The organism is Paraburkholderia sp. HD33-4 (assembly GCF_021390635.1).
In the GTDB taxonomy this organism is placed as follows: domain Bacteria; phylum Pseudomonadota; class Gammaproteobacteria; order Burkholderiales; family Burkholderiaceae; genus Paraburkholderia.
The window spans coordinates 3,620,604-3,633,823 of sequence record NZ_JAJEJS010000001.1; the positions used below are offsets into that span (position 1 = coordinate 3,620,604).

The 13,220-nt window shown below is 64.0% G+C and carries 12 protein-coding genes; 8 read left to right on the forward strand and 4 right to left on the reverse strand.

The window, feature by feature from the left end; genetic code table 11:
- Nucleotides 1-101: 101 nt before the first annotated feature.
- Together mdtD and L0U84_RS16065 are read left to right on the forward strand one after the other, a co-directional pair.
- Nucleotides 102-1,562, forward strand: coding sequence for a multidrug transporter subunit MdtD (gene mdtD, locus L0U84_RS16060; protein WP_267939641.1), 1,461 nt, complete (start codon nucleotides 102-104; stop codon nucleotides 1,560-1,562).
- Nucleotides 1,563-1,882: 320 nt separating this feature from the next.
- Entirely contained in the window at nucleotides 1,883-3,157 is a 1,275-nt protein-coding gene (locus L0U84_RS16065; protein WP_233851083.1) for an EAL domain-containing protein, read from the forward strand.
- Here the strand turns inward: L0U84_RS16065 and L0U84_RS16070 are convergent.
- The gene (locus tag L0U84_RS16070; RefSeq protein ID WP_233851085.1) at nucleotides 3,113-4,168 is read right to left on the reverse strand and encodes a sigma-70 family RNA polymerase sigma factor; all 1,056 of its coding nucleotides are present in this window, start codon (nucleotides 4,166-4,168) and stop codon (nucleotides 3,113-3,115) included. The genes L0U84_RS16065 and L0U84_RS16070 overlap by 45 nt on opposite strands.
- 260 nt (nucleotides 4,169-4,428) lie before the next feature.
- On the opposite strand from L0U84_RS16070, the gene clpP reads away from it, so the two are divergent.
- On the forward strand, nucleotides 4,429-5,076 hold the full coding sequence (gene clpP, locus L0U84_RS16075) for an ATP-dependent Clp endopeptidase proteolytic subunit ClpP (protein ID WP_233852046.1): 648 nt from the start codon (nucleotides 4,429-4,431) through the stop codon (nucleotides 5,074-5,076).
- 164 nt (nucleotides 5,077-5,240) lie between these two features.
- Nucleotides 5,241-6,782, forward strand: coding sequence for an NYN domain-containing protein (locus L0U84_RS16080; protein ID WP_233852047.1), 1,542 nt, complete (start codon nucleotides 5,241-5,243; stop codon nucleotides 6,780-6,782).
- Between the two features lie 173 nt (nucleotides 6,783-6,955).
- Here the strand turns inward: L0U84_RS16080 and L0U84_RS16085 are convergent, their stop codons facing one another.
- A complete protein-coding gene (locus L0U84_RS16085) occupies nucleotides 6,956-7,507 on the reverse strand; it encodes a glycine zipper family protein (protein WP_233851087.1) in 552 nt (183 codons plus the stop codon).
- 251 nt (nucleotides 7,508-7,758) lie between these two features.
- Between L0U84_RS16085 and L0U84_RS16090 the strand changes: the two genes are divergently transcribed.
- Complete coding sequence (locus L0U84_RS16090) at nucleotides 7,759-8,022, forward strand: hypothetical protein (protein WP_233851088.1); 264 nt, start codon at nucleotides 7,759-7,761, stop codon at nucleotides 8,020-8,022.
- Between the two features lie 243 nt (nucleotides 8,023-8,265).
- Here L0U84_RS16090 and sodB read toward each other — a convergent pair whose 3' ends face one another.
- On the reverse strand, nucleotides 8,266-8,844 hold the full coding sequence (sodB, locus tag L0U84_RS16095; protein WP_013090345.1) for a superoxide dismutase [Fe]: 579 nt from the start codon (nucleotides 8,842-8,844) through the stop codon (nucleotides 8,266-8,268).
- Nucleotides 8,845-9,059: 215 nt separating this feature from the next.
- Entirely contained in the window at nucleotides 9,060-10,439 is a 1,380-nt protein-coding gene (gene xseA, locus L0U84_RS16100; protein WP_233851089.1) for an exodeoxyribonuclease VII large subunit, read from the reverse strand.
- 551 nt (nucleotides 10,440-10,990) lie between these two features.
- On the opposite strand from xseA, the gene lpxK reads away from it, so the two are divergent.
- The 3 genes from lpxK to kdsB all read left to right on the forward strand — a co-directional run bounded on the left by lpxK (nucleotide 10,991) and on the right by kdsB (nucleotide 13,185).
- Entirely contained in the window at nucleotides 10,991-12,007 is a 1,017-nt protein-coding gene (gene lpxK, locus L0U84_RS16105; protein WP_233851090.1) for a tetraacyldisaccharide 4'-kinase, read from the forward strand.
- Complete coding sequence (locus L0U84_RS16110) at nucleotides 11,988-12,191, forward strand: Trm112 family protein (RefSeq protein ID WP_007180583.1); 204 nt, start codon at nucleotides 11,988-11,990, stop codon at nucleotides 12,189-12,191. The genes lpxK and L0U84_RS16110 overlap by 20 nt, the downstream gene beginning before the upstream one ends.
- 199 nt (nucleotides 12,192-12,390) lie before the next feature.
- Nucleotides 12,391-13,185: a 3-deoxy-manno-octulosonate cytidylyltransferase gene (gene kdsB, locus L0U84_RS16115; RefSeq protein ID WP_233851091.1), complete on the forward strand. Its 795-nt coding sequence runs from the start codon at nucleotides 12,391-12,393 to the stop codon at nucleotides 13,183-13,185.
- Nucleotides 13,186-13,220 lie beyond the last annotated feature (35 nt).

A 13,220-nucleotide genomic window follows, 5' to 3' on the forward strand; every position in this document is an offset into this window, starting at 1 on the left:
GCATCGGCAGGTGCGCAACACGCCGCCGTCCGCTGCGCCGGGACTCGCTTTTCCCTAGAATAGCGAGTCCACGCCCGACCGAGCGCGCCCAGCCGCCTTTTATGTCCACGACGCCGACTCCGCCCGCCCTCGCCCCCGACATCCCTTCGGGCCCTTCGCCCCGCTCGCTGACCGTGATGCTGTGGCTGGTCGCCACCGGCTTCTTCATGCAGACGCTCGATTCGACGATCGTCAACACCGCGCTGCCCGCGATGGCGACAAGCCTCGGCGAGTTGCCGCTGCGCATGCAATCGGTGGTGATCGCCTACTCGCTGACGATGGCGGTGATGATCCCCGTGTCCGGCTGGCTCGCCGACAAACTCGGCACGCGGCGCGTGTTCTTCAGTGCGATCCTCGTGTTCGCGGTGGGCTCGTTGCTGTGCGCGAACGCGCATACGCTGAACCAGCTGGTGCTGTTCCGCATTCTGCAAGGCGTGGGCGGGGCGATGCTGCTGCCGGTCGGACGGCTCGCGGTGCTGCGCACCTTTCCGGCGGAGAGGTATCTGCCGGCGTTGTCGTTCGTGGCGATCCCGGGACTGATCGGACCGCTGATCGGCCCGACGCTCGGCGGCTGGCTCGTCAAGATCGCGTCGTGGCACTGGATCTTTCTGATCAACGTGCCGGTCGGCATCGTGGGCTGCGTCGCGACGTTCATCTTCATGCCGGACAGCCGCAACGAATCCACGGCCAAATTCGACCTTGGCGGCTACCTGCTGCTGGTGGTGGGCATGGTGGCAATTTCGTTCGCGCTCGATGGCCGCACCGAGTTCGGCATTCAACATGCGACGGTGCTCGTACTGCTGATCCTCAGCATGGCGTGCTTCGTTGCCTATGGTTTGCACGCGGTGCGCGTGCCCGCGCCGATCTTCCCGCTCGATCTGTTCAAGATCCACACGTTCAGCGTCGGGCTGCTCGGCAATCTGTTCGCGCGGATCGGCAGCGGCTCGATGCCCTATCTGATTCCGCTGCTGTTGCAGGTGAGCCTCGGCTATAGCGCATTCGAAGCCGGCCTGATGATGCTGCCCGTGGCGGCCGCGGGCATGGCGACGAAGCGTCTCGTGACGAAGCTGATTCTGAAGTACAGCTACCGACGCGTGCTGATGGCGAACACGATTCTGGTCGGCCTGATGATGGCGAGTTTTGCGCTCACGAGCACGAATCAGCCGCTGTGGCTGCGGCTCGTGCAACTGGCGATCTTCGGCGGCGCGAATTCGATGCAGTTCACCGCGATGAACACGTTGACGCTGAAGGACCTCGGCACCGGCGGCGCGAGCAGCGGCAATAGCCTGTTTTCGCTCGTGCAGATGCTTTCGATGAGTCTCGGCGTGACTGTGGCCGGTGCGTTGCTGACGACCTTTACCGGCATCATGCAACGCGTGACCGCCGCCAATTCGCTGCCCGCGTTTCATGCAACCTTCCTGTGTGTCGGCATCATCACCGCATGTTCGTCGTGGATCTTCGCGCAGTTGTCGCCAGAGATCCGCACGCCCGCGAAAAAGACCGATCCTTCGGAGCGAACCTGAGAGCCGCACGAGCCAGGACAACGCAAGCTCGCGCACGCGCGAACGGATTTTGGGGCATTACTCCGAGCGCGCGGCACGTGGCACCCTTGAACAGCGCCGCCGACCTGCAACAGGGCGCGTCCCGCACCAGCGAAGTGCGTGAGATCGCCTTCGTACCACGGCGAGCGCACAATGATTTCCTCCGAGCATTGCTGGTGGACGCCCAAGCACTGTTCGTACACGCGCATAGTTCTTGCTCGTCTATCCTGTAAACTCTTGGTCTGGGCGCGCGAACTCCTGCCTCGCCCTGCAAGCGCCGCCATTTCCACACGACTGACATGATGAGCATGATCGAACTCGATCCTCCCGGCTTCCAGCCACCACGCCCGATGGCCGGCGACGAAGGCTCTCGGCGTACCGTGCTGTATGGCGGCTACACCGTTTTCAGCGTGTTTCAGCCGGTCTTCTCGGTATCGCACCGGCGAGCGATCGGGTATCACGCGTCGCTGCGCGTCCACGACGAGCATGAGCGGCAAGCGCCCTCGCACGAAGTGTTTACGCAGGCCGCGCGACGCGGCGACCTGCTGGAACTCGGACGGCTGGCCGAATCGCTGCACCTCGGCAACTTCAACGCGTTCGACAGCCATGACGAATGGCTCTTCCTCAGCCTGCATCCGGCCGCACTGATGGACACCAGCTACGGCGACGCGCTGCTTGCCAGCCTGAAGACCCTTGGCCTGCCGCCGCAACGCGTGGTGCTCGAAGTATCCGAACAGGCTGGCGGCGAGACCACGCGCTTCGCAGAGATCGTCGATGCGCTGCGCAAGTCCGGTTTCCTGATCGCACTGGACGGCTTCGGCGCCAAGCATTCGAACATCGACCGCGTGTGGAATCTGCGGCCGGACATCGTCACGCTCGACCGCTGCATCCTCGCGCAAGCGAGTGAACACTCGCACATCGAGCGCGTGTTGCCGGGCCTCGTCTCTCTGTTGCACGAGTCCGGACAACTGGTGCTGATGGGCGGTCTGAGCACCGAGCGTGACGCGCTGATCGCGCTCGAATGCAACGTGGACTTCGTTCAAGGCGCATTTTTCGCGGGCCCGAGCGTCGACCCGGTCAAACCGCAAGTTGCCGCTGGCCTGATGGATTCGCTGTCGGCCTCGCTGCGCGAACGCGTTGCCGCTCGCGAGAAAGCGCAATCCGCACGGCTCGCGCCCTATGTCACCGGTCTCGAGGCAGCCGCCGCGCAGTTGATCGCAGGGGAATCGATCTCGCAGGCGACCGCACCACTGCTCGCGCTCGGAGAAACGGCGCGCTGCTTTGTGCTGGACGGTTCGGGCCGGCAGATCGGCGACAACGTGCTGCCACCGGGTCGCACATCGCAACGAGCAAAGCGCTTCAGCCCGCTGCTGCATTCCGAAGGCGCGAGTTGGGAACGCCGCCCGTACTTCATCCAGGCGATGCGTCAACCGGGCCGGGTTCATCTGACGCCGCCGTATCTGTCGATCAACGAAGCGCACCTGTGCGTCACGGCCTCGATCGCCGCACACACGTCGCACGGTACGCAAGTGCTATGCGTCGACATCAACTGGGAAGTCGCGGCTCACCGTAACTGACACCTCCGGATGGCCCTTGATGCGGGCAAGCAGGTCGTTGACCGCGTCACGGCCCAGCATCTGGTTGGCCGCCTGCAAATGCGCGGCGCTGGTCAGGATGCGTAGTGAGACGATTCTCGCGGAACGGTCTGTAACGCCATCCGTCACCACGTCGATCAACCCGACGATGTCGCCGTCGCAGAACAGCGCGATACACACAGCACCTGCCATCGACACCACCTCGGCATGGCTCGCCTGTTGCGCGAGCGATGTGATCACGCCCATCCACTTCGGACCTGAACCCGGTTCGCGGGCGCGTTGCGCTTCGGTGTTGGGCGTCGGCCCATGTGCTCGAAAGGCCGGGTCGACTGCGGAGAACGGAGTGGGTGGCGCGTACAAAGGTACGTCGCTGATCAGTTGCGGCGTATCGCTGAAGAGCTGCAGCAGGCTCGCCCGATCTTGCGCTTCGAGCGCCGCGCGCAAACGCTCGACGATTCGCCCGTGCACCGCTGGATCGGGCCGCTCCAACGGCGCGCCCGCGCGTTTCAGACGCTCCTTGGCGCGATGAACCATTTGCCGGCAAGTGGCGGGGGTACGCTCGAGAATCGAGGCGATTTCCGCATAATCGCACTCGAACGCTTCATGCAGCACGAACGCCGCACGTTCGTCTGGCTTCAAATGTTCGAGTAGCAGCATCACGCCATATGACATATCGGCCGCGCGCAATGCCAACTCCTCCGCCGATGGTGCGACCTCGTCGAGCCACGGCTCCGGCAACCAGCCGGTAGCCTGCGACGCGCGCTCGCGCTGCGCGTGCCGCAGACGATCGATCGCCGTGCGCGTGGTCAGCGTGGTGAGCCACGCGACCGGCGTTTGCACCGCCTGCGTATCGGCCAGATGCCATTTGAGCCAGACGTCCTGCACCACGTCTTCGGCCTCCGCGCGACTGCCGAGCATCCGGTATGCGAGTGCCAGCAGACGGGCGCGCGCGGCCTCGAAACTGGATGCCTTGTCGATTCCCTGTTCCGTCATGCGTCGACCTCCCGATGGTGCTTGGTGAAAAAGCGGCTGCGTGCCGGTGTCATGGCTCAGCGCGCGTCATGTTCGGTATTCCTCAGCTTGACGCTCGGGCGACGAAGGATGTGACAGCGCGGCGCAAAAAAATTTTCTGTCACAACGCCGGTTGCTGCTTCGTCAAATGAGCAACAACCGGCGCGTGGCACGCGGCTTTTGTCCCGCGGCCGCCCGCGCATCCCGGAATGCCCATGCCGTCCATTCTGAACGAGGAATCCATGCCTGCCAGTTACCCGTCTGTCTCCGGCCTCGGCCTTGTGCCTACGGTCATCGAACAATCCGGCCGGGGCGAGCGCGCCTATGACATCTACTCACGCCTGCTGCGCGAGCGCATCGTGTTTCTCGTCGGGCCCGTCAACGAACAGTCAGCCAGTCTGATCGTCGCGCAATTGCTGTTTCTCGAATCGGAGAACCCCGACAAGGATATTTCTTTTTACATCAACTCGCCCGGCGGCTCGGTGTATGACGGCCTCGCGATTTACGACACCATGCAGTTCATCAAGCCGGAGGTCTCGACCTTGTGCACAGGATTTGCCGCGAGCATGGGCACCTTCCTGCTCACCGCGGGTCAGCGCGGCAAACGGTATGCGCTACCCAACGCGCGCATCATGATCCACCAGCCGTCCGGCGGCGGTCAGGGCACCGCGGCGGACATCGAAATCCAGGCGAAAGAGGTGCTTTACGTGCGAGCGCGCCTCAATGCGATGATGGCCGAGCGCACCGGACGCAGCATCGAAGAGATCGCGCGCGATACCGACCGCGACAACTTCATGTCGGCGCTCGAAGCGAAGGAATATGGATTGATCGACGACGTGCTGGAAGCTCGTGCGACGTGGAATAACGCAGGCCGTCGCGACACCCTGTAACGGAACTGACATGCAGCTGCTCGCGGCATCGCCGGTTGGACCACTTGCCGCAATTCCCCACCCACCTATCGGTGCGAGCGCACCACAAAAGCTGCTCACCTTCGCTGGAATCGCTATCATGTCGCGATTCGTCGACTTCGACGACCGCCTCAATGGAGATACACATGGCGTCATCCAACGAAAACGTCAGCATGGCGCTATTCTGCGACTTCGAGAACGTCGCGCTTGGCGTACGGGACGCGAAGTACGACAAGTTCGACATCAAGCTGGTGCTCGAGCGCCTGCTGCTGAAGGGCAGCATCGTGGTCAAGAAAGCGTATTGCGACTGGGATCGCTACAAGAGTTTCAAAGGGGCCATGCACGAGGCCAATTTCGAGCTGATCGAAATTCCCCATGTGCGTCAATCGGGCAAGAATTCCGCCGACATCCGGCTCGTCGTCGATGCGCTCGATCTTTGTTATACGAAATCGCACGTCAATACGTTCGTCATCATCAGTGGCGATTCGGATTTCTCGCCGCTCGTGTCGAAGCTGCGCGAGAACGCCAAACAGGTCATCGGTGTCGGCGTGCAACAGTCCACCTCGGATTTGCTGATCGCGAATTGCGACGAATTTTTCTTTTACGACGATCTCGTACGCGAAAGTCAGCGCGCAGTCGCGAGGCGCGAATCGTCACGTCAGCCGCAAAGCGCGCAGCAGGCAGCCAAACGTGCACCTGATGAAGAGAAGGTCCCACCCAAGGAAGATCTGGAGAAGCGCCGCAGCAAGGCTGTTGAAATTGCGGTGCAGACGTTCGACGCGCTCGCTTCCGAACGTGGCGACAGCGGCAAGATCTGGGCGTCGGTACTGAAGAACGCCATCAAACGGCGTAAACCGGATTTCAACGAAACGTATTATGGTTTTCGCGCTTTCGGCAATCTGCTGGAAGAAGCGCAGGCGCGCGGGCTGCTCGAATTCGGCCGCGATGAAAAGTCAGGCGCATACGTTTATCGAAGCACCGCTGTGAACGTCGCGAGTGAAGCGGCAAGTGAATCCATCGGCGAAGCCGCAGTGGAGTCTGCCGAAACGGGGGCGGGTGAAGCGGTATCGGCTGAACGGGCGGCCGAAAATTCATATGAAGCGCAGGCACCGGCTTCCGAGTCGGGCAGCAAGCACAAGTCGCGGCGCAAGGACCGCAACAATCGCAAGGCGGGCCGCGGCCAGCAGGAAGGCGCGCATGGCAAGCGCGGTCACCACGAAACGGCTGAGGAAGAATCTCCGGCTGCCGCACTGGCTCCCACCGAACACGCGGAACCCGCCGAACCGCTCCAACGACAGGAACCGCGGGAACACGCACCTCGTCCACATGAGTCCGTCACTGAACCGATAGCCGAAGCGTTCGAAGCTCGCGCTACCACAGCGGAAGCAGATACAGCCACTGAACAAGTCGTCTTCGGTCACGAAGCCGACCAGACCACCGACAACGACCAACCCGCGCAGCATCAAAGCGCCAAAAAACGCGCAACGCGCAAAACGGCCGCGAAGAAAGTGAAGAAAAGCACGCCACGCACGATCGATGAAGTCCCTGAGATCGCCGCGCCGGCCGAGCCCTCTGCACCGGCAGTCAACCCGGAAGAAGCGCCTGCGGCAACCAGGAAGGCCGCCCGTAAAACCGCTTCTCGGAGCCGTCGTCCGCGCAAAACGGCGTCTGCGGACAACGCAGAGTAAGCAGCGGCACCTATTTGACGATCATCGCCAAAAGCTACCGCCCAATCGTGCTACGCACTTGAAACGCAGTACCGGCCGACAATGCCTGACAAGCACTCGGCCGGCGCCCAGCTATCTCCGCTCAGTAAGGCCGCTCAGTAAGGCCGCTCAGTAAGGCCGCTCAGTAAGGCCTCTCAGTAAGCCGGGTAAGGCGCATACATGACGGGCGGAGGCGGCGCGTAATAAGGACGGGGCGCAACATACACCGGCTGCGTCGAATAGTAAGGCTGCGGCTGAACGATCGTCTCGCCCTTCGAAGTCATGCACTGCGCGTAGGCGGTGTCGTAGCGTGCCTGCATACCGGCCGCCGAATACTGGGCGCCATTCGCGCTGTTCGCGCCGCCAATCAGCAGGCCGCTGCCCGCCCCGATCGCCGCGCCCGCGCCGGCATTGCCCGCCGCCGCACCGAGCAGCGCACCGACCGCCGCGCCGCCGAGCGTGCCGAGCGCCGCGCTGTTCACGCTATTCGTGTTGGCCGCCTGCGCCGCGCCGGCCGGATTCGTCGACTGATTCGCGTAATCGCGGCACGCGTAGTCGTTCGCCTGGAATTCGGCGAGCGGCTCGCCGCTGCGCGGCATCGCTGCGATGCTCGGGCCGCTCGGCGGCGCCACCGCGCAACCGCCTAACGCGAGTGCGATGACGGTGGCAGGAATCGCCAGGCTGATCGTTTTATTGCTCGAAATCATGGTGGTGCACTTCGGAGGAATGGAATTCAAACGTTAGGCTAATCGCAAAATTCCGTGGTTACGGCTTAGTTACAGAAAGTTTTTCGCGCGGCCGGCTTGCGTCGCCCCGGCTGCACGCAGCCGCGGCGATTGGGCACGTTATATCAGGTAATGCTTGTAAATGAGCTGGCAATGAATTCACAACGAGCCCGGCCTACACTCGCGTCGAACGATCCCTGCCAAACCCAATCGACCACCCGAAGGACGCCTTGATGAAACGGCTCATTCTCGCCGCCGCAGCAGCTTGCGTCGCGCTCGGCGCGCCCGCATTCGCGCAATCCACCCCTGCCGCGCCGAGCGTCGTACTCCAGCAACCGGGCACGACGACCTTTCCGAGCGCCGCAATCGCGCAGAACTTTCAGTACATGAACCATCCGCCGCCGGCGCCCTCCCCCGCCAGCTCGGCGAAGCCGACAGGCGGTGGCAGAGGCCATCGGCATCGACAGATGTCTGCGAGTTCTGACTCCGACAGTTAGCCGCGGGTCATCTCCGCTTGGCACCCCGCAAAACCACAGTTACCAACTGTGACAAAGTTCTTTCAGAAGCACAGAAGATGGACACCCGCCGGTGGTAAGCGGGTCCAACACCCGTTCCGTGGCCTTGCAATCACCTCAAAAAAAGAAAAAGCCCTCGCAATGGAGGGCTTTCGTCTGTCGCTACCATCTTCAATCGCGACCGCAAGGATCGCGACATCAGACGGCAAGCTGCAACCGGCAATCTCAGGCGAAATTCTTCGCTGCGAAGTCCCAGTTGACGATGTTCCAGTACGCTTCGACGAACTTCGGACGCGCATTGCGATAGTCGATGTAGTAAGCGTGCTCCCACACGTCGATCGTCAGCAGTGCCTTGGCGTCGGTGGTGAGCGGCGTGGCGGCGTTGCTCGTCGACACGAGGTCGAGCGAACCATCAGCCTTTTTCACGAGCCATGCCCAGCCCGAGCCGAACGTGCCGACTGCGGTCTTCGCAAACTCTTCCTTGAACTTGTCGAACGAACCCCACTTCGCGTTGATCGCGTCAGCCAGCGCGCCGGTCGGTGCGCCGCCACCTTGCGGCGACAGGCTGTTCCAGAAGAACGTGTGATTCCACACCTGAGCCGAATTGTTGAAGATACCGCCCGACGACTTCTTGACGATCTCTTCCAGCGACAGGTTCTCGAACTCCGTGCCCTTGATCAGATTGTTCAGGTTGGTCACATAGGTCTGGTGATGCTTGCCGTAGTGAAACTCGAGCGTCTCTTCCGACATGTGCGGAGCGAGCGCGTTTTTCGCAAACGGCAGCGGCGGGAGCGTATGTTCCATGGTGCTTTCCTTCTCTGTATCTGTTGTGGGGAGTCTGCGGATGACGCTATCGAGCACTCGATTGTAGGCGACTTGGAATAACCCCGCAAACCAACGGCCTTTATGTTTGGCATGTCGAACACGCCGTGCGCAAGGCCTTTGAGAAGGGCGCGCATGGCGCGTGCCCGGGACGTCGCAAGACAGGAAATGACCGCTCCGCGCCCATCGGCGTAACGTCAGAAACCGTCGGTCAGACGCGCCTGCACGTCGGCGAGCGCGACGTCGGCCGAGCCTTCGGCGAGATGCATCGTCAAACGACGTCCGGGTTTGAGCGCCGACGGCGCGCGAATCGCACGTCCGCTTTGCGCATCGAGCACGGCCGCATAACCGCGCTCGAGCGTGCGCTGCGGACTCAGCACTTCGAGTCGCGCGCCGAGCATGTCGACGCGTGCGACCTGACGTTCATGCTGGCGCGATAGCGCCGCATTCAGACGCTGCGCCAGCGTGTCGACACGCGTGCGCTCGGCCGCGAGATCCGGACGCCAGCGTTGCCAGCGCATCTGCAGCAGCGAAAATCGCGCACGAGCGTCGCGCACCGGCCGCGCGCCCGCCGACGCGAGCCGCACGCGCAACTGCTGCAGATGCGTGCGCTGCCGCGCGAGCCGCTCGGCCGGCGATACGAGTCGACGCGCCAGCCAGTCGAGCTGCTGCGCACGCCGCTCCATCATGCGGCCGAAGGCGCGCGCGAGCGTCGCGTGCCGATGATCGAGTTCGCGCAGCAACATGACGCGCTGCGGACTCACGAGTTCTGCGGCACCGGTCGGAGTGGGCGCACGTACGTCCGCGGCAAAATCGGCGATCGTGAAATCGGTCTCGTGACCGACACCGCTCACCACGGGTATCACGCTTTCGGCGATCGCGCGCGCGAGCACTTCTTCGTTGAATGCCCACAAGTCTTCGATCGAGCCGCCGCCGCGACACACGATCAGCACGTCGACCTCGCGGCGCGCACCGGCCGCCTCGACCATCGCCGCGAGCTTCGCGCTGACGCCCGCGCCCTGCACCGGCGCCGGATAAACGATCACCGGAATATGCGGCGCGCGGCGCGACAGCGTCGTCAGCACGTCGCGCAATGCGGCCGCCTGCAACGACGTGACGATCCCGATCGCGCGCGGATGCGTCGGCAGCGCGCGCTTGCGCTCGGCGGCGAACAGCCCCTCGGCCTCGAGTTGCGCCTTCAACCGCAAAAACGCTTCGTACAGACGCCCCTGACCGGTGCGGCGCACCGCTTCGACATTCAACTGCAACTCGCCGCGCGGCTCGTACATCGTGACGAGCGCGCGCACTTCGATGCGATCGCCTTCGCGCGGGGTGAATTCGGCGTACTGCGCGCGACCGCGGAACATCACGCAGCGCATCTGCGCCTGCGCGTCCTTGATCGAGAAATACCAGTGGCCACTCGCGGCGCGCGTGAAGTTCGACACTTCACCCGCGACCCAAACGAGTGGAAACGAGCGTTCGAGCATCGTGCCAATCGCGCGATTGAGTGCGGAGACGGGTACGACGACCTCACCGCCGGGTGTGGCCGCGGAAGCAAAAGGATTTTCGGGATTCATGCGAGGAATAAATAGCGCTGGCGGCACAGACGATAGACCGTGCGACGAGCGGCGTCCAGCCGGAATCGCAGGATTGTTAAAAGTGTCCACATGGCGGGAACCGCCTGACGAATTCCGCCAGAACGGCCGCCAGAGCTAACAAATTCCTGGCAGACCATTGATTTATATGGCATTTACATCTCAGCAACGAGCGAGCACTCCGATCCAATGTGCACGGAATGGCCGTCCCGGACGATCGGATGGCAGGTTCTCCACAAAGTTATCCACAGACTGTGGGCAACCCCACATAGCGTGGACTGGCCCGCGTCGAGCCCCACGCGACTTGCCGGGCGGGACGCCCGCGCGCTAGAGTGGCGGGTTCGACGGCATGCCGAATCGTGCAGCGCGCCGCGGAGCTTGCCGGCCTGAGGCCGACAGGCGCGAACCCTTTGCCGCGCTGTTTGCGCCTCATTTTTCGACCGTATTTGCATTCGTTTGATTGCCCGGAGAACCGCGTTGATGTTGACCCCGCGTAGTGCGCACGGCATGCAGTTCTTGCCCGCAACCCGCCCATGAGCGAACTCAGCGACCGCCTCGAAGCGCGCTTCGCGCGCGAATGGCAGCAACGTGGAGCGCTCGCATGGGCGTTGACACCGCTCGCCTGCGTGTTCGGTGCAATCGCGGCCGCACGCCGCGCCGCGTTTTCGCTCGGTTGGCTGCAGTCGGTGCGCATCGGCGTGCCGGTGGTGGTGGTCGGCAACGTAACGGTGGGCGGTACCGGCAAGACACCGACCGTCATCGCGCTCGTCGAAGCGTTGCGCGCCGCGGGCTTTACGCCTGGCATCGTGTCGCGCGGCTATGGTGCGCGCGTGCGCACGCCGACCCAGGTGACGCCCGGTTCGTCGGCACGCGTCGGCGGCGACGAGCCGTTGCTGATTGCACGCCGCACCGGCGCCCCCGTTTGGGTCTGTCCGGATCGCGTCGCCGCCGCGCAGGCGCTGTGCGCCGCGCATCACGACGTCGACGTGATCGTCAGCGACGACGGCTTGCAGCACTATCGCCTCGCGCGCGACGTCGAACTCGTCGTGTTCGATCACCGGCTCGGCGGCAACGGCTTCCTGCTGCCGGCCGGACCGCTGCGCGAGCCGCTGTCGCGCCGTCGCGACGCGACGCTGATCAACGATCCGTACGTGCGCACGCTGCCCGCGTGGCCGAACACGTTCGCCCTGCAGCTCGCGCCCGCCGACGCGTGGCATCTCGACAATCCCGCGCTGCGCCGCCCGCTCGCGCAATTCGCCGGCCAGCGCGTGCTGGCCGCGGCCGGCATCGGCGCGCCGGAACGCTTTTTCGCGACAGTGCGCGCGGCCGGCCTCGCGCCCACGACCCGCGCACTGCCCGACCACTACGCGTTCGAGCGCAATCCGTTCACCGATGTCGACGCCGACGCGATCCTGATTACGGAAAAGGATGCGGTAAAATTGGGGGCCTGGCACGACGCGCGCATCTGGGTAGTCCCGGTCGAAGCCGCGCTTGATCACCGCCTCACTGCATTAGTTGTGGAGAAAGTCCGTGGACGCTCGCCTGCTTGAAATCCTCGTCTGCCCGATCTGCAAGGGCCCGCTCAGCTACGATCGCGCCGCGCAGGAACTGATCTGCAACGCGGACAAGCTCGCCTATCCGATCCGCGACGGCATTCCCGTGATGCTCGTCGACGAAGCGCGGCAGACGGTCGAAGGCACGCCGGTCGACCTGAATCCCGGCTCGGTCGCCTGAAGCGGCGCGCCGCTGCACCGAGGCGGCGCATCGTCTCGCTCGCTCGCGGGCCGGGGCAATTCGACGCCACCGCCCGCCGCGCATGTGCTCCGCAATCGATCCGCAGTCATTTTCGCCGCTCCGGCTTATGTCCGACTCTGCGTGCGCGTCGCGCGCGCAGCCTCTTTCTCCGGCCTGATCGCCTCCCGTCTCTGATCCGATGACCCACACCGCCCCTCATCCGTTTATCGCCGTCGTGCCGGCCCGTCTCGCGTCGACGCGTCTGCCCAACAAGCCGCTCGCGGACATCGGCGGCAAGCCGATGGTCGTGCGTGTCGCAGAGCGTGCGCGCGAATCGGGCGCGCAGCAGGTGCTGGTCGCGTCGGACGCGCAGGAAGTGCTCGACGCGGCGCACGATCATGGCTTCGACGCGGTACTCACACGCGCCGATCATCCGTCGGGTACCGACCGTCTCGCGGAAGTAGCGACGCGCTTCGGCTGGAGCGACGACACGATCGTCGTCAACGTGCAGGGCGACGAGCCGCTGATCGATCCGGCGCTCGTGCGCGGCGTGGCCGCGCATCTGGCGACGACGGGCGACTGTGCGATCGCCACGGCGGCACATCCGATCGCCGATCCCGCCGAAATTTTCAATCCGAACGTCGTCAAGGTCGTGCCCGATGCGCGCGGCGTCGCGCTGTATTTCTCGCGCGCGCCGATCCCGTGGGCGCGCGACGCGTGGCAAGCGCACTGGCCCAACGTCGCGTCGATGCCGACGCCGCCCGCGCCCGCCGTCGTGTACCGGCACATCGGCCTGTACGCGTATCGCGCGAAATTCCTGCGCACGTACCCCAGTCTCGCGATCTCGCCAATCGAGCAGGTCGAAGCACTCGAACAGCTGCGCGCGATGTGGCATGGCGAGCGTATCGCGGTACTCGTCACGCACGACGTGCCGCTGCCGGGCGTCGATACCCCCGCCGATCTCGCGCGCGTACGGGCTTTATTCGGGTCTTGAGCGTGGGAAAGCCGTGGCATAATCGAACGGTTATG

Excerpts from the sequence above, each read along its gene's own strand:
- mdtD (WP_267939641.1), top strand. The coding sequence starts at position 102 with ATGTCCACGACGCCGACTCCGCCCGCCCTCGCCCCCGACATCCCTTCG.
- L0U84_RS16065 (WP_233851083.1), top strand. The coding sequence starts at position 1,883 with ATGAGCATGATCGAACTCGATCCTCCCGGCTTCCAGCCACCACGCCCG.
- L0U84_RS16070 (WP_233851085.1), bottom strand. The coding sequence starts at position 4,168 with ATGACGGAACAGGGAATCGACAAGGCATCCAGTTTCGAGGCCGCGCGC.
- clpP (WP_233852046.1), top strand. The coding sequence starts at position 4,429 with ATGCCTGCCAGTTACCCGTCTGTCTCCGGCCTCGGCCTTGTGCCTACG.
- L0U84_RS16080 (WP_233852047.1), top strand. The coding sequence starts at position 5,241 with ATGGCGTCATCCAACGAAAACGTCAGCATGGCGCTATTCTGCGACTTC.
- L0U84_RS16085 (WP_233851087.1), bottom strand. The coding sequence starts at position 7,507 with ATGATTTCGAGCAATAAAACGATCAGCCTGGCGATTCCTGCCACCGTC.
- L0U84_RS16090 (WP_233851088.1), top strand. The coding sequence starts at position 7,759 with ATGAAACGGCTCATTCTCGCCGCCGCAGCAGCTTGCGTCGCGCTCGGC.
- sodB (WP_013090345.1), bottom strand. The coding sequence starts at position 8,844 with ATGGAACATACGCTCCCGCCGCTGCCGTTTGCGAAAAACGCGCTCGCT.
- xseA (WP_233851089.1), bottom strand. The coding sequence starts at position 10,439 with ATGAATCCCGAAAATCCTTTTGCTTCCGCGGCCACACCCGGCGGTGAG.
- lpxK (WP_233851090.1), top strand. The coding sequence starts at position 10,991 with ATGAGCGAACTCAGCGACCGCCTCGAAGCGCGCTTCGCGCGCGAATGG.
- kdsB (WP_233851091.1), top strand. The coding sequence starts at position 12,391 with ATGACCCACACCGCCCCTCATCCGTTTATCGCCGTCGTGCCGGCCCGT.